18 protein-coding genes and 1 riboswitch are annotated in these 22,315 nt (G+C 72.5%); of the genes, 7 read left to right on the top strand and 11 right to left on the bottom strand.

What is annotated here, in order from left to right:
• Positions 1 to 21: 21 nt before the first annotated feature.
• Entirely contained in the window at positions 22 to 600 is a 579-nt protein-coding gene (gene dcd / locus GA0070609_RS29290) for a dCTP deaminase (RefSeq protein ID WP_088996777.1), read from the top strand.
• A 57-nt stretch (positions 601 to 657) separates the two neighbouring features.
• Here dcd and GA0070609_RS29285 read toward each other — a convergent pair whose 3' ends face one another.
• Positions 658 to 1,698 carry a C40 family peptidase gene (locus GA0070609_RS29285; protein ID WP_088996776.1) on the bottom strand — a complete coding sequence of 347 codons (1,041 nt, stop codon included), beginning with the start codon at positions 1,696 to 1,698 and terminating at the stop codon, positions 658 to 660.
• Between the two features lie 12 nt (positions 1,699 to 1,710).
• A riboswitch (cyclic di-AMP (ydaO/yuaA leader) is annotated at positions 1,711 to 1,847 on the bottom strand.
• Between the two features lie 241 nt (positions 1,848 to 2,088).
• On the opposite strand from GA0070609_RS29285, the gene GA0070609_RS29280 reads away from it, so the two are divergent.
• Positions 2,089 to 4,146 (top strand): N-acetylmuramoyl-L-alanine amidase, encoded by a 2,058-nt coding sequence (locus tag GA0070609_RS29280; protein WP_088996775.1) that lies wholly within the window; start codon positions 2,089 to 2,091, stop codon positions 4,144 to 4,146.
• Positions 4,147 to 4,243: 97 nt separating this feature from the next.
• Here GA0070609_RS29280 and GA0070609_RS29275 read toward each other — a convergent pair whose 3' ends face one another.
• From GA0070609_RS29275 to GA0070609_RS29265, 3 genes are all read right to left on the bottom strand, one after another.
• Positions 4,244 to 5,254 (bottom strand): C40 family peptidase, encoded by a 1,011-nt coding sequence (locus tag GA0070609_RS29275; RefSeq protein ID WP_088996774.1) that lies wholly within the window; start codon positions 5,252 to 5,254, stop codon positions 4,244 to 4,246.
• A gap of 167 nt (positions 5,255 to 5,421) precedes the next feature.
• On the bottom strand, positions 5,422 to 6,423 hold the full coding sequence (locus GA0070609_RS29270; RefSeq protein WP_088996773.1) for a hemolysin family protein: 1,002 nt from the start codon (positions 6,421 to 6,423) through the stop codon (positions 5,422 to 5,424).
• Complete coding sequence (locus GA0070609_RS29265; RefSeq protein WP_456299182.1) at positions 6,416 to 7,786, bottom strand: hemolysin family protein; 1,371 nt, start codon at positions 7,784 to 7,786, stop codon at positions 6,416 to 6,418. The genes GA0070609_RS29270 and GA0070609_RS29265 overlap by 8 nt, the downstream gene beginning before the upstream one ends.
• A gap of 69 nt (positions 7,787 to 7,855) precedes the next feature.
• Here GA0070609_RS29265 and GA0070609_RS29260 point away from each other — a divergent pair, with 69 nt between their 5' ends.
• Complete coding sequence (locus GA0070609_RS29260; protein WP_088996772.1) at positions 7,856 to 8,536, top strand: GOLPH3/VPS74 family protein; 681 nt, start codon at positions 7,856 to 7,858, stop codon at positions 8,534 to 8,536.
• Positions 8,537 to 8,591: 55 nt separating this feature from the next.
• Here GA0070609_RS29260 and GA0070609_RS29255 read toward each other — a convergent pair whose 3' ends face one another.
• Complete coding sequence (locus GA0070609_RS29255) at positions 8,592 to 10,787, bottom strand: (Fe-S)-binding protein (RefSeq protein WP_088996771.1); 2,196 nt, start codon at positions 10,785 to 10,787, stop codon at positions 8,592 to 8,594.
• Between the two features lie 398 nt (positions 10,788 to 11,185).
• Complete coding sequence (locus tag GA0070609_RS29250; RefSeq protein WP_088996770.1) at positions 11,186 to 11,449, bottom strand: cell division protein CrgA; 264 nt, start codon at positions 11,447 to 11,449, stop codon at positions 11,186 to 11,188.
• A gap of 229 nt (positions 11,450 to 11,678) precedes the next feature.
• Here GA0070609_RS29250 and GA0070609_RS29245 point away from each other — a divergent pair, with 229 nt between their 5' ends.
• Genes GA0070609_RS29245 through GA0070609_RS29230 form a run of 4 tightly spaced genes read left to right on the top strand, consistent with a single transcriptional unit; the run spans position 11,679 to position 15,339 of the window.
• Complete coding sequence (locus tag GA0070609_RS29245) at positions 11,679 to 12,485, top strand: DUF881 domain-containing protein (RefSeq protein ID WP_088996769.1); 807 nt, start codon at positions 11,679 to 11,681, stop codon at positions 12,483 to 12,485.
• On the top strand, positions 12,482 to 14,398 hold the full coding sequence (locus GA0070609_RS29240; protein ID WP_231928451.1) for a class E sortase: 1,917 nt from the start codon (positions 12,482 to 12,484) through the stop codon (positions 14,396 to 14,398). The genes GA0070609_RS29245 and GA0070609_RS29240 overlap by 4 nt, the downstream gene beginning before the upstream one ends.
• Before the next feature lie 4 nt (positions 14,399 to 14,402).
• On the top strand, positions 14,403 to 14,684 hold the full coding sequence (locus tag GA0070609_RS29235; RefSeq protein WP_088996768.1) for a hypothetical protein: 282 nt from the start codon (positions 14,403 to 14,405) through the stop codon (positions 14,682 to 14,684).
• Positions 14,685 to 14,688: 4 nt separating this feature from the next.
• Positions 14,689 to 15,339: an aminodeoxychorismate/anthranilate synthase component II gene (locus GA0070609_RS29230; protein WP_088996767.1), complete on the top strand. Its 651-nt coding sequence runs from the start codon at positions 14,689 to 14,691 to the stop codon at positions 15,337 to 15,339.
• Positions 15,340 to 15,351: 12 nt separating this feature from the next.
• On the opposite strand, the gene GA0070609_RS29225 is transcribed toward GA0070609_RS29230, so the two are convergent.
• From GA0070609_RS29225 to GA0070609_RS29205, 5 genes are all read right to left on the bottom strand, one after another.
• Complete coding sequence (locus GA0070609_RS29225; RefSeq protein ID WP_231928450.1) at positions 15,352 to 16,038, bottom strand: SanA/YdcF family protein; 687 nt, start codon at positions 16,036 to 16,038, stop codon at positions 15,352 to 15,354.
• A gap of 75 nt (positions 16,039 to 16,113) precedes the next feature.
• Positions 16,114 to 17,931: a Stk1 family PASTA domain-containing Ser/Thr kinase gene (gene pknB / locus GA0070609_RS29220; RefSeq protein ID WP_088996765.1), complete on the bottom strand. Its 1,818-nt coding sequence runs from the start codon at positions 17,929 to 17,931 to the stop codon at positions 16,114 to 16,116.
• Positions 17,928 to 19,313, bottom strand: coding sequence for a serine/threonine-protein kinase (locus GA0070609_RS29215; RefSeq protein WP_088996764.1), 1,386 nt, complete (start codon positions 19,311 to 19,313; stop codon positions 17,928 to 17,930). The genes pknB and GA0070609_RS29215 overlap by 4 nt, the downstream gene beginning before the upstream one ends.
• 1 nt (position 19,314) lies before the next feature.
• A complete protein-coding gene (locus GA0070609_RS29210) occupies positions 19,315 to 20,820 on the bottom strand; it encodes a peptidoglycan D,D-transpeptidase FtsI family protein (RefSeq protein WP_088996763.1) in 1,506 nt (501 codons plus the stop codon).
• Positions 20,817 to 22,307 carry an FtsW/RodA/SpoVE family cell cycle protein gene (locus tag GA0070609_RS29205; RefSeq protein WP_088996762.1) on the bottom strand — a complete coding sequence of 497 codons (1,491 nt, stop codon included), beginning with the start codon at positions 22,305 to 22,307 and terminating at the stop codon, positions 20,817 to 20,819. Before GA0070609_RS29205 ends, GA0070609_RS29210 begins: the two co-directional genes overlap by 4 nt.
• Positions 22,308 to 22,315 lie beyond the last annotated feature (8 nt).

The raw sequence follows: 22,315 nt of genomic DNA, 5'->3' as shown, positions 1-22,315 counted from the left end.
CGGCTTCGCTATGGTGTTCCGATGCTGCTCTCCGACCGCGACCTGGTCTCCGAGATCAAGGCGGGCGCCCTGGCGCTGGAGCCGTTCGAGCCCACGCTGGTGCAGCCGTCCAGCATCGACGTACGCCTGGACAAGCTGTTCCGGGTCTTCAACAACCACCTCTACACGCACATCGACCCGGCGCAGCAGCAGGACGAGCTGACCTCGGTGGTCGAGGTGCCCGACGGCGAGCCGTTCGTGCTGCACCCGGGCGAGTTCGTGCTCGCCTCCACGCTCGAGGTGATCTCGCTCGGCGACCAGCTCGCCGGCCGGCTGGAGGGCAAGTCGAGCCTGGGCCGGCTGGGCCTGCTCACCCACTCCACCGCCGGCTTCATCGACCCGGGCTTCTCCGGCCACGTGACGCTGGAGCTCTCCAACGTGGCGAACCTGCCGATCACCCTCTGGCCGGGCATGAAGATCGGTCAGCTCTGCATCTTCCGGCTCTCCTCACCGGCCGAGCACCCGTACGGCTCGGCCGTCTACGGCTCCCGCTACCAGGGGCAGCGCGGCCCGACGCCGAGCCGCTCCTGGCAGCAGTGGCGCACCTGGCCGACCCGCTGACGCAGCAGGAAAGGGCCCGCTCCGACGCCGGAGCGGGCCCTTTTCGGTGGTACGCGGTCAGCCCGGCCTGCCGTAGCTGTGGATCGGGCCGTCGTCGACCTTCTTCATCTTGATCGGCACCCCGGCCCGGGAGGCGTGCACCACCCAGCCGCCGCCGACGTACATGCCGACGTGGTGCAGGTCGGCGTAGTAGAAGACCAGGTCACCCGGGCGCAGCTCGCCCCGGCTGACCGTCTTGGTGACTCCGCGCTGCTGCGCGGCGTTGTGCGGCAGCGAGACCCCGGCCTTGGCCCAGGCGGCCAGCATCAGCCCGGAACAGTCGTACGAGTTCGGGCCCTCGGCGCCCCAGACGTACGGCTTGCCGATCTGGGCGCAGGCGAACTTGACCGCCACCCCCGCCGCGCCGCCCGGATAGCTGGCCGGGCAGGGGGCGGGACGCAGCGGCCCGCCGCCGCCGTTGCCGTACACCTTGATCCGCAGCTTCTGCAGCCGGTCGATCTCGGCGTTGATCTGCTTCTTCTTCGCCGCCAGCTGCGCCTCGACCTGGGCGAGCTGGGCGACCATCTCGTCAAGCGGCGCCTTCTTGGCGGCCAGTTGGTCGCGCAGGTCGGCGACCTGTCGCACGTCCTGCTGCTGGCGGTCGGCGAACCGGTCGAGCATTTCGAGCTGCCCGACCACCTCGCCCGGCGAGCGACTGCCCAGCAGGGCGTTGATGGTGAGCACGTTCTCGCCCTTGTAGGCGCGGACGGCCAGCGCGCTGACCTTCTCCATCGCCTCGTCGACCTGGGCCTGGAGCGGTTTGATCTGGGCGGCCAGGGCGTCGGCCTGCTTCCGCTTGGCGGCCAGGTCCTGGCGGGTGGCGTTGTGCCGTTCGATGATCGGTTCGAGCTTGTTCCAGTCCTCGTCGATCTGGCGCTCGATCTCGGCGACGGTGGGTTCGGCGTGGGCCGCCGTGGCGCCGCCGGTCAGGACGGCGGCGAAGCCGACCAGGGCGGCGAGTGCGGTGGTGAAGCGGGACCAGCGTGAACGCGGCGCAGCCGTCGCCGGGCCGGCGTACGCCGACCGTGCCGACGGTGGCCGCGGGGCATGGTGTGCCACCGGGCTCCGTACTCCTTCTTCCCAGACCGCCTACCGGGTTAGCTGACGGGTTCGGGCGGGAAGGGGACGCCCTACCGCAGTGGCTGCGGATTCACCCCGGGTTACCTGGTTCCCCGGTTCGCTCGCGAGCGATTCGGCGGTGTCGGACCGTTACCGCCCGGGTTGGACGGACCTGTTGCCGGGCCGACGAATGACCAGAGTAGAGACGGTCGTTATCAATCCGCAACCCGTGTCGCCGTGACACTCCGTACGCCCCGGCGATCGACGGTTCTCGCCGGGACGCGTCGAAGGTTTTCTTCCTTAGGAGTTGATACATGGAAAGGTATTGACGACAGGCCCGGCCCGGGGTGAAGGTGGCCGCATCGTCCACCCGTCTGACCAGGGGGTCCGATGCAGTTGTCCACAAGGTCCACAAGGTCCACGAGATCCACGAGATCCACGAGATCGAGGAGCAGGCGCACCCTGCTCGCCGCCGCCGCGACGCTCGCCCTGGCGGTCACCCCGTTCACCGCCGCTCCGGCCGCCGCCGAGCCCCTCGACCGGCAGCAGCAGTACGCCGCCGCGGCCGCCGAGTTCGGCGTGCCGGAGAGCGTCCTGCTCGCCGTGTCGTACCTCGAGTCGCGCTGGGACACCCATCCCGGCAACCCGAGCACCAGTGGCGGCTACGGTCCGATGCACCTCACCGACGCCGCCCACGTCACCGCCCAGCCCGCCGGTGGCCACATCGACGAGGGCGAGGACCCGCGCGGTGACGAGGCACGGCCGCTGACCGTCGCCGCGCCCGCCGTCAGCGAGTTGGCACCGGCCGCTCTCGGCGACGCCGCGCTGCAGACCCTCCAGGCCGCCGCCGCGCTCACCGGCGCCAGCGAGGAGGCGCTGCGCTCCGACCCGACCGCGAACATCCGTGGCGGAGCGGCGCTGCTCGCCGCGTACCAGCGGGAACTGGGTGGCCCGGTCGACGCGGCCAGCGACCCGGCGGCCTGGTACGCCGCGGTGGCCCGCTACTCCGGCGCCGGCGCCGAGGACACCGCAGCCGCCTTCGCCGACGAGGTGTACGGGCAGCTCCGCGAGGGCGCGAGCCGGACCACCGACGACGGGTACCGGGTGACCCTCGCCGCGCGGGAGGTCAACCCGGACACCTCGACGCTGCACCAGCTCGGGCTGCGGCGCGGCGAGCGGCCCGACGGGCTGGAGTGCCCGGTCGGCCTCGGCTGCGAGTGGATCCCGGCCCCGTACGAGAAGTACGGCCCGGGCGCCGGCGACTACGGCAACCACGACCTGGGCAACCGGCCAGCCCAGCAGAAGATCGAGTACATCGTCATCCACGACACCGAGGGCTACTTCTGGCCGAGCGTCGGCCTGGTGAAACGGGCCGACTACGTCGGCTGGCACTACACGCTGCGCTCGGTGGACGGCCACATCGCCCAGCACATCAAGGCCAAGGACGTCGGCTGGCACGCCGGCAACTGGTACGTCAACGCCAAGTCCATCGGCCTGGAGCACGAGGGCTTCGCCGGGCACGGCACCTGGTACACCGAGGCGATGTACCGCACCTCGGCCAAGCTGGTCCGGCACCTGGCGCTGCGGTTCAACATCCCGCTCGACCGGCACCACATCATCGGGCACGACAACGTCCCGGGCACCGTGCCGTCGACCGTCGCCGGGATGCACTGGGACCCGGGGCCGTACTGGGACTGGTCGCACTACTTCGACCTGCTCAAGGCGCCGTTCCGGACCACCGGCACGGCGCACACCGGGCTGGTGACCATCGACCCCGAGTTCGCCGACAACCAGCCGGCGTTCACCGGCTGCTCGCGGCAGCCCCCGGGGGTGCCGAACCCGCCGCCGCCGGTCACCGACCCCTGCCCGCTACGCGGCTCGTCGGCGGTGCTGCTGCGCACCGCGCCGAGCCACGACGCGCCGCTCGCCGTCGACCTCGGCGAGCACCCGGACGGATCGCCGGGCACCATGTACGTCCCGGACCACAGCGCCCGGGCGTCGGCCGGCCAGACGTACGCGGTGGCCGAGGTACGCGGTGACTGGACGGCGATCTGGTACCTCGGCCAGAAGGCCTGGTTCCACAACCCGGCGTCGGCGCGTACCGCGAAGTGGGCAACCGGCTTCGTAGTGACGCCGAAGCCCGGCAAGGCCACCATCCCGGTCTACGGGCGGGGCTACCCGGAGCGGGACGCCTACCCGACCGGGGTGCCGTACCAGGCGATCACCCCGTTGCAGTACACGCTCGCCGCAGGCCAGCGGTACGCGGTGGGCGGTGTCCTGCCGAGCGAGTACTACCGGGCCGTCACCTTCGACGGGTCGTCCCCGGGCGACTGGACGGTTATCCGCGGCGACCTGCGCTACGTGCAGGTCCAGTTCGGTCACCGGATCGGCTACGTGAACCTGGACGACGTGCTGATCCTGCCGTCCCCGGTGGGCGCTCCGCGGTGAGCCGCCCGGCCTGAGTCGGGGCTCGTCGCCGAGCCGCCCGACACGAACGCGGGCCCCCGGGTAGACCGGGGGCCCGCGTTTCGTTCTCGGTGCCGGATCAGGGTCGGCGGAACCCGGCGACCGGCATGGTGTTGATGCTGGAGACGTTGACCGGTTTGCCGGCGCGTGGCGCGTGCACCATCTTGTCGTTGCCGAGATATAGCCCGACATGATGCAGGTCGCTGAAGAAGAAGACCAGGTCACCCGGGCGCGCGTCGGAGCGCGAGATGGCCTTGCCCTCGTTCCACTGCGCGCCGGTGTGGTGGGTCAGGTAGACCCCGGCCGCCTTGTACGCGTACTGGGTCAGGCCGGAGCAGTCGAACGAGTTCGGCCCGTCGGCGCCCCACACGTACGGCTTGCCGACCTGGGCGCAGGCGGTCCGGATCGCGATCCGGGCCTTCTCGCTGACCACCCCGTTGATGGTCGGGCACTGGTCCGTCTTGACCGTGGTCACCGGCAGCATCTTCTCCAGCCGCTTGACCTCGCCCTCGATGTGCTTCTTCTTCGTCGCCAGCTCGTCCTGCTGCTTGACCTGGTCCGCGATCAGCGCCTCGAGCTGCTGCTTCTGGTCGTCGTACTTCTTGCGGACCGCGAGCACACCCTCGATCTGCTTGCGCTCCTGCGCGGCCAGCCGGTCGAGGAGGGTGAGCTGCTCGGTGAGCGTGCTCGGCTTGGCGCTGACCAGCAGGGCCGCGACGTCCTGGGACGGGCCGGTGATGTAGTAGCGGGAGGCGAGATCGCCCACCCGGTCCATCGCCAGCTCGCTCTCCAGCGCCAACGGCTGAATCTTCTTCTCCAGGTCCGCTGCCTTGCTGCGGTTCTTCTTCAGCTGCGCCCGCACCTTGTTGTACTGCTCGATGGTGGGCTCCAACTGCTCCCACTGCTTGTCGATCTGCGCCTCGATCTCCTCGACCGAGGGCGCGGCGTACGCCGGCGCGGCGAGCAGGCCGGCACCGACGGCCGCGGCGGCGACCAGGGTGAGCAGACGGTGGGCGGCCCGGCGCAGGCCACCCGGACGAGCAGACCGTCCCGGTGCGTGACGATGGGGGGGCAGGATTGCCACCGGCACCGACTCCTTAGCGTCCGACCGCCGGGCGCCTCGCCGAGGGGAAGGGGCGAGGCAGACGACCCACAGCGGCCGGTGCCCCACATTAGGGAAGGGCCGCAGCGGAATCAAGGCGACCAACGTCCACATCACGCCTGCGCAACCGCTTGTGTACCAAGGGTGTGCGCACGTCAGCCAACGATTGCCATCAATACATCGTCGAGCGTCACCACACCGAGCGGCCGGCGGCCGTCGCTCACCAGCACCATGTGCCGCCGCTCGCGTCGCATCGCCAGCAGCAGGTCGGCGAGCGTACGCTCCGGCGGCACCACTGCCAGCGGCCGGTACACCTCCGCCGGCACCGGCGCCCGCCGGCTCACCCCGGCGTACCCGAGCACGTCCTTGACGTGCACGAAGCCGAGCACCCGTCGGGTGGAGCGCTGCACCACCGGGAACCGGGACCGGCCGGTCCGGGTGGCCAGCACCTCCAGCGAGGCAGGCGAGACGTCCTCGGCGACGGTGGTCACCGCCGACCAGGGCCGCAGCGCGTCGGCCGCGGTCCGGGCGTGCAGGGCGAGTGCGCCGGTGATCCGCGCGTGCTCCTCGGCGTCGAGCAGCCCCTCGGTACGCGCCTGCGACACCAGCGCGGCCAGTTCCGCGGCGGTGAACACCGTCTTGACCGCCTCGGTGGCCTCGATCCGCCACAGCCGCAGCACCCGCCGGGACGCCCACTTCATGGCCAGCAGCAGCGGCTTGGTGGCCAGGCAGAACGCCAGCATGGCCGGGCCCAGCCAGAGCGCGGACGGCTCCGGCCCGGCCAGCGTGATGTTCTTCGGCACCATCTCGCCGACCACGGTGTGCAGGAAGACCACGATCCCGAGGGCGAGCACGAAGGCGACCGGGTGCACCGCCGGCGCCGGCAGGCCGAGCGCGTGGAACGCCGGCTCCAGCAGGTGGGCCAGGGCCGGCTCGGCGATCGCGCCGAGCCCCAGCGAGCAGATGGTGATGCCCAACTGGGCGCCGGCGATCATCAGCGGGATCTGGTTCATCGCGGAGAGCGCCCACCGGGCCCGCTGGGAGGTCGCCGCGAGCGGTTCCACCACCGTGCGCCGGGACGCGATCAGGGCGAACTCGCTGCCCACGAAAAACGCGTTGCCGAGCAGCAGCAGCACCGTGACCAGCAGCTCAGCCATCGTCGTCCGGATCCTCGGGGCGGAGCACCCGGACCTGCTCGATCCGGTGCCGCTCCACCTCCACGACGGTGAACTCGTACCCGGAATCCTCGACCGTCTCGCCGGCGACCGGAATGTGCCCCAGCCGGGCCATCAGGAACCCGGCGAGCGTCTCGTACGGACCCTCGGGCAGCCGGAACCCGGTCTGCTCGACCAGCTCGTCCGAGCGCAGCACGCCGTCGACCAGCACCGTGCGTTCCCCGCCGGGCACCGTCAGCTCGACCGGCCCGACGTCGGGCACCGCGGCCGGGTCGAACTCGTCGGCGATCTCGCCGACCAGCTCCTCCACCAGGTCCTCGACGGTCACCACGCCGTCCGTGCCGCCGTACTCGTCGACCACGATGGCGAGGTCGGCGTCGGCGGCCCGGAGCGCGGCGAGCACCCCGTCGAGGTCGAGGCTCTCCGGCACGTACACCGGCTCGCGGGCCACCGAACCGACGGCGGTCGAGGCGCGCCGGTCCGGCGGCACGCCGAGCGCGTCGGACACCCCGGCGACGCCGGTGACCAGGTCGAGCGTCTCCTCGTAGACCGGGAACCGGGTCCGGCCGGTGTGCCGGGCGAGATCGAGCAGCTCGGCCACCGTGGCCGTGGCGCGCAGCGCGATCACGTCCACCCGGGGCGTCATCGCCTCGGCCGCCCGCTTCTCACCGAAGCGGATGGTGCGGCGCAGCAGCATCGCGGTGTCCGGCGGCAGCGCACCGGCCCGGGCCGAGATGGCCGCCAGCAGGCCCAGCTCCTCCGGTGAGCGAGCGCTGGCCAGCTCCTCCTGCGGCTCGATGCCGAACGCGCGGACCAGGCGGTTCGCCGAGCCGTTCAGGCCCCGGATCAGCCAGCCGAAGGTGCGCGAGAAGGCCCGCATCGGCGCCGCGGTGGCCAGCGCCGCGGGCATCGGCCGGGCCAGCGCGAGGTTCTTCGGCACCAGCTCCCCGAAGAGCATGGAGATCAGGGTGGCCAGGGCGAGCGCCAGGAACGGGGTGAGCCGGTCGGTGGCCGGCCCGGCGATCGGGTCCAGCAGCGGCGCGAAGAGCCGGGCCAGCGCGGGTTCGGCGAGGTAGCCGGTGAGCAGGGCGGTGATGGTGATGCCGAGCTGCGCGCCGGAGAGCTGGAAGGAGAGCTCGCGCAGCGCCCGCCGTACGGTCGCGGCCGGGCCGTCACCGCCGGCGGCCCGCCGGTCGATCTCGGCGCGGTCCACGGTGACCAGGGCGAACTCGGCCGCGACGAAGAACGCGTTGCCGCCGGTCAGCAGCAGGAAGCCGACCAGGGGAAGCAGCGTGGTCAGGAGCAGGCCGTCGATGGTCGCCTCACCTCGGCGCGATTCTCGCACGGGCAGGTCGTGGTGGCACGACCCGCGCGTCGCGGGTGGAGTGGGCCCGACCGGGTTACCGTCGAGGCCATGGCCGAACTCACCCTCGCGCACGAACTGGCCCTGCTGGCCTACGACGACAAGGGGACGCTCCAGCTCAACCGGCCCGCCCTCGACCACGGGTTGGCCGGGGCGCTACTGCTGGAACTGGCGCTCGCCGGCCGGGTCGAAGTGGTCGACGACCGCCTGGTGGTGGCCGACCCGACCCCGCTCGGTCAGCGGCAACTCGACGACGCACTGGCCCGGATCGGCGCCGACGACAAGCGTCGCCGGCCCAAGGACTGGGTCGGCCGGCTCGCCCGGGACCTGCCCGAGCAGGTGCTGGACGGGCTGGTCACCGCCGGCGTGCTGCGCCGGGAGTCGGACCGGGTGCTGTGGGTCTTCCCGCGTACCCGCTATCCGTCCGAGACCGGCGCGGAGCCGGCGGCGGAGACCCGGGCCCGGCAGCGGATGACCGCCGCGGTGGCTGCCGACGGCCCGGTGGAGCCGCGGACCGCCGCGCTGATCGGCCTGGCCCGGGCGGTCCGGCTGGATCGGCACCTCTTCCAGGATTTGCCCAGCGACCGGGTGAAGCACCGGCTGGCCGAGATCGCCGCCGGTGACTGGGCGTCCGCCGCGACCCGCAAGGCCCTCCAGGAGACCGAGGCCGCCGTGCTGATGGTGATCACCTCGGCCGCGACCGCCGCGACGATGACCGCCGCCACCTCCTGAACCGCCGCGGACGCGGCACCACCTCCCGGTGGCACCGCGCCCGCGGCGGTACGCCTCAGCCGGCGACCGGCTCGGTCTCCTTGTCGCCCTGCGCCTGCTCCGGCTTGACCGAACGGAGCAGCACGCTGGCCACGTCGACCACCTCGACCTGCTCGCTGGCGCCCTTGCCGTTCACACCGTCGTTGAGCATCGTCGAGCAGAACGGGCAGCCGACGGCGACCGTCTTCGCCCCGGTGGACATGGCCTCCTCGACCCGCTCCACGTTGATCCGCTTGCCGATCTTCTCCTCCATCCACATCCGGGCGCCGCCGGCACCGCAGCAGAAGGAGCGCTCGCTGTTCCGCGGCATCTCGGTGAGCTCGCCGGAGATCGCGGTGCCGAGCACCTCACGCGGCGGGGCGAAGACCCGGTTGTGCCGGCCCAGGTAGCAGGGGTCGTGGTAGGTGACGCCGCCGTCGACCGGCTGCACCGGGGTGAGCTTGCCGGTGGCGACCAGGTGGGCCAGCAGCTGGGTGTGGTGCACCACCTCGAACTCGCCGCCGAGCTGGCCGTACTCGTTGCCCAGGGTGTTGAAGCAGTGCGGGCAGGTCGCGACGATCTTCCGCTTGCTCTTCTCCCGGTCGCCGAACGCCTCGTTGAGCGTCTCGACGTTCTGCTGGGCGAGCATCTGGAAGACGAACTCGTTGCCGATCCGGCGGGCCGGGTCGCCCGAGCAGGTCTCGCCCTCGCCGAGGATCGCGAACTTCACGCCCGCCTCGTTGAGCAGCGTGGCGACCGCCCGGGTGGTCTTCTTGGCCCGGTCCTCGAACGCGCCGGCGCAGCCGACCCAGAAGAGGTACTCGAAGTCCTCGACCTCGCCGACCCGCGGCACCTCGAAGTCCAGGCCCTTGGTCCAGTCCTCGCGGGTGTTCTGCGGGGCGCCCCACGGGTTGCCCTTGTTCTCCAGGTTGCGCAGCATCACGCCGGCCTCGGACGGGAAGCTCGACTCGATGAGCACCTGGTAGCGACGCATGTCGACGATGTGGTCGACGTGCTCGATGTCCACCGGGCACTGCTCGACGCAGGCGCCGCAGGTGGTGCAGGACCAGAGCACGTCCGGGTCGATGACGCCGCCCTCCTCGGCCGTGCCGATCAGCGGCTTGTCGGCCTCGGCGAGGGCGAGCACGTCGACGTGCGCGAGCTGGGCGGCGGTGGCCTTCTCCTCACCGGTCAGGTCCTTGCCGCCGCCGGCCAGCAGGTAGGGCGCCTTGGCGTACGCGTGGTCGCGCAGGCTCAGCACCAGCAGCTTCGGCGACAGCGGCTTGCCGGTGTTCCACGCCGGGCACTGCGACTGGCAGCGGCCGCACTCGGTGCAGGTGCTGAAGTCCAGCAGGCCCTTCCAGGTGAACTGCTCCACCTGGGCGACGCCGAACTGGTCCTTCTCCGGGTCGGCCTCCTCGAAGTCGAGCGGCTTGCCGGCGCTCATCATCGGCCGCAGCGCGCCGAGGCCGGAGCCGGCCCGGTCCGGGTTGCGCTTGAAGAAGATGTTCGGGAATGCCAGGAAGCGGTGCCAGGCCACGCCCATGGTGACGTTCAGCGAGATGACGATGAGCCAGGTCATCGAGATGACGATCTTGATCAGCGCGGCGAGGCTGACGCCCGCCTCCCAGTTCGGCAGCGCGGCGCCGATGGCGTGGCTGACCGGGGTGGCCCAGGCCGGGTACACGAAGTGGTCGGTGGCGACCTTGAAGCCACGGATCAGGAAGCCGAAGATCAGGACCAGCAGCACGACCCACTCGACGAAGTAGCCCTGCCACATGGTGGAGCCGGTGAACCGGGAGCGGCCGCCCGGCCGGGTGGGCCGGTTGCGCAGCCGGATCGCCATCAGCACCACGATGCCGACCAGGCCGAGCACCCCGATGACCTCGGTGGCCAGGCCGAAGATCGTCCAGTGCCCGATCACCGGCAGCTCACCGGTGGTGCTGACCACCTCGAAGTACGCCTCGAGCACCAGCAGCGAGAGCACGACGAAGGCGATCATCACGAACCAGTGCGCCGCGCCGACCACGCTCCACCGGAGCATCCGGGTGTGGCCGGCGGTCTCGACCAGCATGGTCTTCGTGCGGGTGCCCTTGTTCCCGAACCGCTCCGGGTCGGGCTGACCCAGCCGGATGACGGCCGTCATCTTCATGACCGCGCGTACCGCCAGCCCCACCGCCACGGCGGTGATGGCGAACGCGAGGATCGTGGTGACGATCTGGACGCTGCCCATCGAGATTGGCCTCCCCGGTCTGCTGCCTGGCGAGCGGCTCGGCGACCGGGGGCCGGGTCAGGGCGCGATCGGCGAGTCGCCGCTGCCGCACCCTCGACCGGACCGGTCGATGACCTCGCTCCGCTCGGTCATGCAGTGCAGCCTACGCGCAAGGTTACCCAGCGGTAACGTGAGTCTTCTCGCACCCGGCCACGCCGCCCTGCGCACACCATAGGGTCCCCCGCCCGGAACCGCCGGGCAGGGGCCGCGTCGAGTGATGTGGATTGCCGCACAGGAGCCGGGCGGAGCGGGTGCCGCTGCCGCCGCGCCGCCCACGCCGGCCCTGGGTGCGCCGCCGCCGCGACGCACGCCGGGCCCTGGGTGCCGCTGCCGCCGCGGTCAGCGGCGGCGGTCGGGGGTCAGCGCCAGCGGGAGAGCAGGAGCAGCGAGGCGACCATCGCGCCGAAGCCGACCGCGAGGTTCCAGTAACCCCACGACATGACCGGGTACTCCTGCTCGGACAGGTAGTAGACCACCAGCCAGCCGATACCGCCGACGATGAGCGCGACCGCGGTGACCGGCAACCACACCGGGCTAGGCTTACGCGTCGCCGCCGTCGCCGTCGGACGCACGTCCGTCGGCGGGGTGTACACCTTCTTCTTGCGGACCTGAGACTTGGGCACGACGCTCTCCAGAGGGGATGACTGACCTCGTCCGGCCTGACAACCGGGCGCGGGGGCGACGGTCCATGGCCAATAATGTTCGACAGCTAGCGTAGTCCCGAAGACCCGTCCAGGCCACGAATGGGGTCAGGCCGGTGCACCGGGTGACCGAAAAAGGCGGGGCGAATCGGTCACCGCATCAGCTCGCACGGTGCCGGGCCGAAACCAGACGACGCGGAAGGAACGCTCGGTGGAGTACACATCCGGCGCGGCCTCCTGGCAGAAGGTGCTCCGGCGGGCCGTCGCCGCGCTGCTGCCCCGGCGACCTCGGCAGCGACGACCGGGCTGGTCGATCGGCGTGCCGCTGATCGCCGCCGCGGCCGGACTGCTCTTCACCACCACCGCCACCACGGCCGGCGGCACCGCGCTGCGCGAGGACCGGCGGCCCCAGCTCAACCAGTTGATCGAGGACCGCCGCGAGCAGGTGGCGGCGAGCGAGCGCCAGGCCGCGGCGCTCCGCCACGAGGTGGAGCAGCAGACCAGCGCGCTGGCCGACACCGACGGACCGATCAAGGAACAGCAGCAGCGAGCCGACGCCGCCCGGGAGGCCGCCGGCTTCACCGCCCTCACCGGGCCGGGCGTCACGGTGGAACTCAACGACGCCCCCCGGCGCAGCGAGCAGAACCTGCCCGAAGGGGTCAGCAACGACTACCTGGTCGTCCACCAGGGCGACGTCCAGGCGGTGGTGAACGCGCTCTGGGCAGGCGGCGCGGAGGCCATGTCAATCATGAACGTCCGCGTGCTCGCCACCAGCGCGGTACGCTGCGTGGGTAACACCCTGCTGCTGCACGGTCGGGTGTACTCCCCGCCATTCAAGATCGTAGCAATCGGCGATCCCGCTGCCCTCCAGCAGGCCCTCGCCGGCTCTGAGGGAGTCCGGTTGTTCAAGGACGCGGTCGACCACTACCAGCTCGGCTACAAGGAGTACGTCTCCACGGTGACCGTCCCGGCGTTCGAGGACTCGACCGCCCTGCGTTCGGCGACGGTGCCCCGGTGAGTCGCGCGCCGGAGGACTGGTGGGAGAGCCGGGACGGGCGACACCGCGACCCGGCCGACGAGCCGACCGCGTTCATCCCCAAGACCGACCGGCCCGCTCCGACGCCCCGCCCGACGGGCGGCTGGCCGGATCCGGTCCTGCCGCGCAACGTGGCAGCCGGGCCCTCGGGCGGCAGCCAGGCCCCCGGGCGCGACCCGGTCGACGTGCCGCGCCCCGCCGAGCCCACCCGCGCGAACCAGCCGGACTGGACCGCCGAGGGTGTCCGGCCCGGGCGGTCCGCGGAACGGGGCTGGCCCGCCGACCCGACCCCCGCCACGGGGGCCGGCTGGTTCGCCGATCCGCCCGGCCCGCAATCGTCCACCGGCCCGGCGTGGTCGGCCGATCCGGCGCGTACTCCGGCCGCGCAGCAGCAGCCGGGCTGGCCGGCGAACCCCGGCCGAGCCGGTGCGCCCACCGAGCCCCGCGCGGCCGCCACCGGCCCGACCGGGCTGCCCGACGTCTCCGGTCACCCCGTCGCCGAGCGATCCGGCAACGCCTCCGAGCGGCCCGGCAACGCGCCAGAGCGGCCGGGCGGGGCGTCCGAGTGGACCGGCGCCGGTCCCGGCCGGCCCGCCACTGTGCCTGGCCAACCAGCCACGCCGACCGGGCCGAGCCACACCGACTCCCCGGCCGCCACGGGGCCGGGGCACACCGGTGCGCCGCCGCCGTGGCCGGGCAACGGCACCCTCCGGCCGGCGGCCCCGCTCACGCCACGCGGCCCGGCGGCGCCGGGCTTGTCCGGCGCGCCGCTCGACGCCGACCGGCCGGTCTCGCCCGCCCGGTCCGGCCCGGCCGCGAACCCGCTCGCCGACCGCGCCGAGACCCCGGCCGGGCGACCCACGCCCGCCACGGACGCGCCGACCGCGTTCCTTCCGCAGGTCGCCCGCCCCGCCACGGCGGGTGCCGGGCCGGCCACCCCGGTCTCCCCGGCCAGCCCCGACCGCGCCGCCGACCCCGCGGCCACCGCGCTGATCCCGGCCGTCACCGGGCGTACGCCGGGCGGCCCGCCCGCCGTCGACTCGACCGCTCTGATGGGTGCCGTCCCGCGTACGCCCACCGACCCGGCCGGCGACTCGGAGAACGTGGACGAGCCGCTCCGCCCGCGCCGCGGTGAGCGGGTGGTCCAGCTCCGGCCGGAGCAGACCGGCGAGGGCTACCGGAGCGTCTACTCGGAGCTGACCCGCCCGTCGCTCGCCTCCCGGCTGCGCGCCGGCATCCGGGTCACCGGCGAGGTGCTGATCACGTTCGGGCTGGTGGTGCTCCTCTTCGCCGGCTACGAGGTGTGGGGCAAGTCGGCGATCGTGGACGCCCACCAGAACGACCTCAGCCAGCAGTTGGCGCAGGCGTGGGGGCCGGACGGCGACCCGACCGTGGCGCCGTCGGCCAGCGCCAGCCCGACCGCCAAGCCCAAGCCACCGGTGCAGGGCAAGCCGATCGCCGGCCTCTACATCCCGAAGCTGGACAAGAACTGGGTGGTGGTCGAGGGCGTCACCCAGAAGGACATCCGGTACGCGCCGGGCCACTACCCGACCAGCGCCATGCCCGGCCAGGTGGGCAACTTCTCGGTGGCCGGGCACCGCAACCGGGCCACCTTCTGGCGGCTGGACGAGCTGCACGACGGCGACGCCATCGTGGTCGAGGACAAGAACACCTGGTACGTCTACAAGGTGACCCGCAACCACATCGTGAAGCCGACCCAGGTCGAGGTGGTGGCGCCGGTGCCGGGCAAGCCGGGCCAGAAGCCGACCCAGCGGATGCTCACGCTGACCACCTGCAACCCGAAGTTCGACAACTACCAACGCCTGATCATCCACGCCGAGCTGGACCGTTCCCAGCCGAAGTCGGCGGGTCGCCCGGCGGAGCTGGGAGGCTGACGGCGTGTACGCCTGGATCTGGCGGAAGCTCCCGTTCGGGCTGCCCGGCAAGCTCACCGGCAGCGTGCTGATCGCCGCCGCGATGGTGGCCCTGCTCTGGTACGTGGTCTTCCCCTGGGCCGAGCCGCTGCTGCCCTTCGACGACGTGCAGGTCACCCAGGACTCCGGCGTACCCGGTGACCCCGGTGGCGACGTGGTGCCGGGGGACGCGCCCCCGGGCGACGAGCACGACCTGCCGTACGACACCGAGCGGAACAACACCCCGCCCCCCTCTCCGGACAGGTGAGTCGATGCGCGTCCTGGTGATCGACAACTACGACTCGTTCGTCTTCAACCTGGTGCAGTACCTGGGCCAGCTCGGCGTGGAGTGCGAGGTACGCCGCAACGACGAGATCGACGTGGCCGAGGTGGGGCGGGTCGGCGCGGCTGGCGTCCTGCTCTCGCCCGGGCCGGGCAGCCCCGACCGGGCCGGCATCTGCCTCGACGTCATCCGCGCCTACGCCGGCCAGCTGCCCATCTTCGGGGTCTGCCTCGGCCACCAGGCGATCGGCGAGGCGTTCGGCGCCACCGTGGCCCGCGCCCCCGAACTGCTGCACGGCAAGACCTCCGAGGTGCGGCACGACGGGGTCGGCGTGCTCGCCGGCCTACCCGACCCGTTCACCGCGACCCGCTACCACTCGCTGGCCGTGCTGCCCGAGACGCTGCCGAACGAGCTGGAGGTCACCGGCTGGACCGGCTCCGGCGTGGTGATGGCGATGCGCCACCGCACGCTGCCGATCGAGGGCGTCCAGTTCCACCCCGAGTCGGTGCTCACCGAGGGCGGCCACCTGATGCTGGCGAACTGGCTGGCCGGCTGCGGTCACCCGGAGGCGCTGGAGCGCGCCCCGGAACTCGCCGCCGAGGTGGACGCGCGCCGCCGCGCCGCCTTCGCCACCACCTGACCCGTCGGACGGTCAGCCCTTCAGCGCGTCCTGGATCCCCGGGTTCGCGGGCGAGTGGACCGCCGGCGGCCTGCGTCGGAACGCGTCCCACGCCGCCTTGCCACTGGCGAAGTACTCCCGGACCGCTTTCCCGACGAGCACGGCGGACCCGCAGCCGGAGCACCGGGCGGCCACTCCGTCGACATCGAGGCCGAGGTGTCGGCACAGCGTCACCGCTCGTGACAGGTGATAGGACTGGGTCACGATCAGGGCCCGCTCGACGCCGTACACCTCGCGCGCCCGCGCACAGCTGTCGTACGTGTCCAGGCCGAACGGGTCGGCCACGACGCGGCCCGGATCGACACCGAGCCGCTCGGTCAGGTACGAGGTCATCACCGCCGGCTCGTCACCGGACGTCCCGCCCCCGTCGCCCGAGACCAACACCACCCGGGCGCGCTCGCTGTGCACCAGCGCAGCAGCCGTCTCCAGGCGGCCGGCGAGCCGGTCCCCCGGTTGCCGCCCGTCCGCCGCCACCGCGGTGCCCAGGACGATCACGACGTCGGCGGTGGGCGCCTCCGCCTCGTCGTACACGTGCCCGTACGCGCCCATCGTCGTCCACAGCCACGGAAGGCTGCTCAGCAGCAGCGCGCCCAGACCCAGCGCGACCCCGCGTACCAGGTGCCGCCGCCACCGGAGCGCCAAGCCGGAACGGCCGGTCACGGCTCTCACCAACTGCTTCCGACGAGCAGCCGTAACCTCACCGGTGCGCCCTCGCCAGCCGAGGTGGACGCCGCATCAGTCGTTGGAGAGGCGGGCCGGCGGGGTCGTCGGGGCGGTCGGGAACAGCGGGAAGCCGCCGCCACCGCCGTCGGGCGTGTTCGTCGGCGTCGGGGTCGCCGTGCCGGTCGGCGTCGGGTCGACCACCTCCGGCACAGTGACCACGATGGTCACCGTCTTGCCCTTCGCGAGGGGCTCACCGGCCTTCGGGTTCTGCGACTGCACCCGGCCCGCTCGGTCGGCCGGTACCGCGTCCCCCTGCTCCACATCCACCCGGTAGCCGGCGTCCTCCAGCTCGTCCCGGGCGTCCTCCGCGGTGGCGTTGAGGACGTTCGGCACCTGAGCGACGTTGCCCTTGGAGACGGTGAGGGTGACCGTCGCGCCCTCCGCGACCGCCGTGCCCTCGGTCGGCGACACCTTGAGCACGGTGTCCTTCCGCTCCGGGCTGTCCGCCTCCTTCCGGTCGACCACGAAGCCCTCGTCCTCCAGCCGCTTCTTCGCGCTCTCGTACGTCGACCCCTCGAGCCCGGACGGGATGGCCTTCGTCGCCGGGCCGCCGCAGACCTGGACCGTGACCACCTGGTTCGCCTCGAGCCGGGCGTTCGGAAGCGGGTTCTGCTGGGCGACCGTGCCCTTCTGGCAGGTGGCGTTGAAGATCTGGTCGCCGGCCTGGGGTACCAGGCCGGCCTGCTGGATCTGGGCGAACGCCTGGTCCTGGGTCAGACCGGTCACCGTGGGCACGGTGACCTGCTTCTCCGCCTGCTGGTTCCAGAGCAGCGCGGCGACCAGGGCGATCACCGCGAGCACGCCGACCGCGGAGAAGGTGGCGATCAGCCAGGACGACGCCTTGCGCTGACGCGGGTCGCCGACCCGGGCCGGGATCTGCCGGGTCTGCGGGGCGCCGGGGGCCGGCGGGTAGCCGGCCGCGCCGGCGGCCGGCGCCATCGGCATGGTCTCGTCCTCGCGCATCACCGGGGTGGCCAGCACCGGCCGGCCGGCGGCCGCACGGAGCAGGTCGGCGCGCATCTCGCCGGCGCTCTGGTAGCGGTTGAGCGGATTCTTCGACAGCGCCTTGAGCACGATCGCGTCGACCGCCGGGTTGACGTCCGGGTTGATGTCGCTCGGCGTCGGCGGCGCCTCCCGGACGTGCTGGTAGGCGACGCTGACCGGGCTGTCCCCGACGAACGGCGGGTGGCCGCAGAGCAGTTCGAAGAGCACGCATCCGGCCGCGTAGACGTCGGAGCGGGCGTCCACCGCCTCGCCCCGGGCCTGCTCCGGGGAGAGGTACTGGGCCGTCCCGATCACCGCGCTGGTCTGCGTCATGGTGGTGGCGCCGCTGGCCAGCGCCCGGGCGATGCCGAAGTCCATCACCTTGACCTGGCCGGTCTGGGTCAACATCACGTTGCCGGGCTTGATGTCCCGGTGGATGATGCCGTGCCGGTGGCTGAACTCCAGCGCCGCGCACATGTCGGCGCAGATCTCCAGCGCCCGGCGCGGCTGGAGCCGCCCCTCGGCGCCGAGCACCTCCTTGAGGGTCCGCCCGTTGACGAACTCCATCACGATGAACGGCAGCGTCTCGCCGGTCGGCGCGGTCTCCTCGCCGGTGTCGTAGACGGCCACGATCGCCGGGTGGTTGAGCGACGCGGCGTTCTGCGCCTCACGGCGGAACCGCATCTGGAAGGTCGCGTCCCGGGCCAGATCCGCCCGAAGCATCTTGATCGCGACATCCCGCCCGAGCCGGAGGTCGCGACCGCGGTGCACCTCGGCCATGCCGCCGTAGCCGAGCAGCTCGCCGACCTGGTACCTGCCACCGAGCAGGCGGGCCTGCGCTGTCATCGCGTCTGTCGTCCTTCGCTCGTCGTCGTCTCGCCGCTGCCCAGCCCGGGCCGTACCTGTCGACGGTACGACCATTCGGCCGGATCGTCGCGTCCGTCATGCCGCAGCGCGCCGGACGTCACCGTCTGCGGGGCGAGCGCGCCCGACTGCGTGCCCTTCCGCAGACTGTAGGAAATCACGCCGGAGCAGATGAGTACCAGTACGGCCAGGAGGATGGCGACGAACACCATGCCGGGTCGGGACCGGCGGGGGGCCGGCTGCGGGGCGTACGCCATCGGACGGGCTGCGGCGGGTGGGGGCACCGGGGCGGCGCCGCGCGGGTAGCCGGCCTGGGCCGCTGGCGGGCGGGGCGGCGCGGCCGGCGCGACCGCAGTGGGGCGCTGCGGCGCGGCCGTCGCGCGCGGCGCGACCGGCGGGCGGGACTGCTGCGGCGCGGCGGCCGGCGGGCGGGCCACCGCCGTCGGCGGGCGCACCTGGGCGCGGGCGGCCGGAGCGGCCGGGGCGGCGGGCGAGGACGGGGCGGCGGAGACCGGGCTGGCCTGACCGGCGGCCCGGGCCTGCTGGGAGAGTGCGAGCTTCAGCTGCCGGGCCACCCCGGCCAGCGCGGCGGCGCTGGGCCAGCGGGCGGCCGGATCCTTGGCCAGGGCCCGCTCGACCACAGCCCGGACCTGCGGCGGGATGTCGGCGGGCAGCGGCCGGGGGGCCTCCCGGACGTGCCGCATGGCGATCTCGAGCGGGTTGTCACCCTCGAACGGCCGCCGCCCGGCGAGGCACTGGTAGGCGACCACGCCGAGGGCGTAGACATCGGAGGCGGGGGTGGCGACGCCGCCGGTGGCCTGCTCCGGCGAGATGTACGAGGCGGTGCCGAGCACCGAGCCGGCCGCGGTGAGCTGCCCGACCAGGTCGGAGCGGGCGATGCCGAAGTCGGTCAGCACCAGCGTGCCGTTCGGCCGGACCAGCAGGTTGCCGGGCTTGACGTCCCGGTGCACGATGCCCTTCTCGTGCGCGGCGTGCAGCGCGTCGGCCGCCTGGGCCATCAGCGCCATCGTCCGGGCGGGGGTGAGCCGGCCGACCCGGTTCAGGGTGGCCGACAGCGCGTCGCCCTCGACGTACTCCATCACCAGGAAGGCGATCTGCTGGTCGTTGCCGAAGTCGTAGACGTCGACCACGCCCGGGTGGTTGATGGTGGCCATGGTGCGGGCCTCGCCGCGGAACCGCTCCGCGAAGCCGGGCTCGTCGAGCAGCGCGGGGAGCAGGCTCTTCACCGCGACCGTCCGGCCGAGCACCTGGTCGGTGCCGCGCCAGACGTCGCCCATGCCGCCGCTGGCGATCCGCTCGTCGAGGCGGTATCGGTTGCCGAGCAGCACACCGGGGCTGAGCATGTCAGCGGCCCCCCGGGTCGGTGATCGCCGCCCGCATGATCTGGCCGCCGATCCGGGCCGCCTCGGCGCTGCCGCCGTCGCCCGCCTCCTCCAGCAGGACGCAGACAGCGGAGACCGGGGTGCCGTTCTTGTCGAGCGCGAAGCCGATGAACCAGCCGTGGTCAGGGGTCTGCGGGCCGGACTGGGCGGTGCCGGTCTTGCCGCCGACGGTGTAGCCGTTGATCCGCGCGTTGCGGCCGGTGCCGTTCTCGACCACGCTGACCATCATTTCCCGCAGGTCGGCGGCGACCTGGCCGCTGACCGGCTGGCGCAGCTCCCGCGGGTTGGCGGTGTAATAGCTGGTGGTGCGATCCGGGCCGAGCAGCTGGCGGACCAGGTAGGGCCGCATCTGGCTGCCGCCGTTGGCGACCGACGCGGCGATCATCGCCCCCTCCAGCGGGGTCATCCGGACGTCGCGCTGGCCGATGGAGGACTGGGCGAGCGCCGCCGGGTCGTCGCCGCCGTCGGCGTTCTGCATGTCGCCGGTACGGCTGGCCGCCACTGGGTGCCCGCCCTCGCCGAGTTGGCCGACGGTGAGGTCGTCCTGCTCGAAGCCGAACTGGCGGGCCTTCTCCTTGATGGCCTCGGCGCCGAGCCGGATGCCGAGCTTGGCGAAGCCGGTGTTGCACGACTCGGTGACCGCTTCCAGCAGGCTGACCTGGGACTCCGGGCAGATGGACGGGGCGGCGTTGCTGATCGGAGTGCCGGAGGTCGGCGGGGTGAAGCTGGCGCCGGCCGGGATCTGGGTGTTCTTGCCGACGCCGTTCTCCAGCGCCGCGGCCGCCACCACGATCTTGAAGGTGGAGCCGGGCGGCAGCACCTCGCCGAGCGCGCGGTTGCGCAGCGGGCGGTCCGCGTCCTGCTCCAGCTTGTTGTACGCCGCGGTGGCCGCCTTGGTGTCGTGGCTGGCCAGCGGGTTCGGGTCGAAGCTCGGCATGGAGACGAGCGCCTGCACCGCCCCGGTACGCGGGTCGATGGCGATCGCCGCCCCCTTGCTGACCCCCTCCTTGTTGTTGCGCAGCTGGTCGTACGCGACGTCCTGGGCGCGCTTGGAGATGGTCAGCAGCACGTTGCCGCCGGCGGTCTGGTCGCCGGTGAACATGTCCTTGAACCGGTCGATGAAGAGCTGGTCGCTGGTGCCGGCGAGGAAGTCGTTCTCGCTCCGCTCGATGCCGGTGTCGGCGAGGTTGACCGGCTTGTAGCCGAGCACGTGCGCGTACTTGGCGCCGCCCGGGTAGGTGCGCTGGTACTTCAGCTCGCCGTCGGTCTCCTTGCTGACCGCGAACGCGGTGCCGCCGGCCTCGATGTTGCCGCGCTTGCGCTCGTACTCGGCGACCTGGACCCGACCGTTGTAGTCGCTGGTGCGGTACTCGTCCGCCTTGTAGGCCTGGATCCAGTTCAGGTTCGCGAAGAGCAGCCCGAAGAGGATCATCACGACGACGCCGACCCGGCGCAGGGGTGCGTTCACGGCCTGATCACCTCCGTGGGAGCACCGTGCAGTTGCTCCGGCGGGCCGCCGGAGGGTCGGACCGGCCCGCCGCCGCCGGTGACCGGGCGGCGGGCCGCGTCGGAGACCCGCAGCAGCACCGCGATCAGCAGCCAGTTCGCCATCAGCGACGAGCCACCGGCGGAGAGGAACGGGGTGGTCTGACCGGTGAGCGGGATGAGCTTGCTGATCCCGCCGACGATCACGAACACCTGCAGGCCGAGGGTGAAGGCCAGGCCGCCGGCGAGCAGCTTGCCGAACGAGTCCCGTACCGCCAGCGCGGCGCGCAGCCCCCGCTCGACGATCAGCAGGTAGACCACGAGCAGCGCGGAGAGGCCGAACAGGCCGATCTCCTCGCCGATGCCGGCGAAGATGAAGTCGTTCTGCACCTCGGGCAGCAGGCCCGGCTGGCCACCGCCCGGCCCGGCGCCGAACAGCCCGCCGGTGCCCAGCGCGAGCAGCCCCTGCACCAGCTGGTAGCCGTCGTCGTGCGGGTCGGCGAACGGGTCCAGCCAGATCTGCGCCCGCAGGTAGAAGTTGGCGAAGGGGCCGCCGACGACGTCGCCGAGCACGTACGCCAGGTAGGCGCCGCCGAAGAAGAGCACCAGGCCGATGAGCAGCCAGCTGACCCGTTCGGTGGCGATGTAGAGCGTCACCACGAACATGCCGAAGTAGAGCAGCGAGGTGCCCAGGTCCTTCTCGAAGATGAGGACCAGGAGGCTGATCAGCCAGACCACCACGACCGGGCCGAGGTCGCGCCCGCGGGGAAAGTCGATGCCGAGGAACCGGCGACTGGCCAGCGACAGCACCTCACGCTTGCGCACCAGGTAGTAGGCGAAGAAGGCCAGCAGCGCCAGCTTGGCGAACTCGCCCGGCTGGATCGAGAACGTCTCACCGAACTTGATCCACAGCTTGGCGCCGTTGATCTCCGAGTACCGGCTGGGCAGCACCGCCGGGATCATCACCAGCACGATGCCGGCCAGCCCCAGGGTGTACGCGTACCGGGAGACCGACCGGTGGTCGCGCATCAGGGCGAGCAGCCCGGCGGCCAGGATGACCGAGAGCAGCGTCCAGGCCAGTTGCCGACCACCCGTGCCGGCGAAGATGGCCAGGTTCTCCCGGTCGGCGGGCAGCGCGTCGCCGAGGTCGAGCCGGCGCAGGAAGCCCACCCCGATGCCGTTGAGCAGGGCGACCGCCGGCAGCAGGGCCGGGTCGGCGAACGGCGCGAGGAACCGGATCACCAGGTGCAGGCCGAGGAAGACCGCGGTGAGCGCGGCGGCCGGGATCCAGAAGTCCGGGGTGACCCTGTCGAGCACCTTCGCCTCGACCATCGCCCCGTACGCGGCCACCAGGCCCATCGCCAGCAGCAGCAGCGACAGCTCGGCGTTGCGCCGGGACCGGGCCAGGCGTACGCCGGGCTGCTCGCCCGTGGTGGCGGGCGAGGATGCCGGGGTGGCCGGTGCGGTCACGATCGTCC

The sequence above is a fragment of the Micromonospora echinaurantiaca genome (genome assembly GCF_900090235.1).
In the GTDB taxonomy this organism is placed as follows: Bacteria; Actinomycetota; Actinomycetes; order Mycobacteriales; family Micromonosporaceae; genus Micromonospora; species Micromonospora echinaurantiaca.
This window is presented reverse-complemented; position numbering and strand designations above follow the sequence as displayed.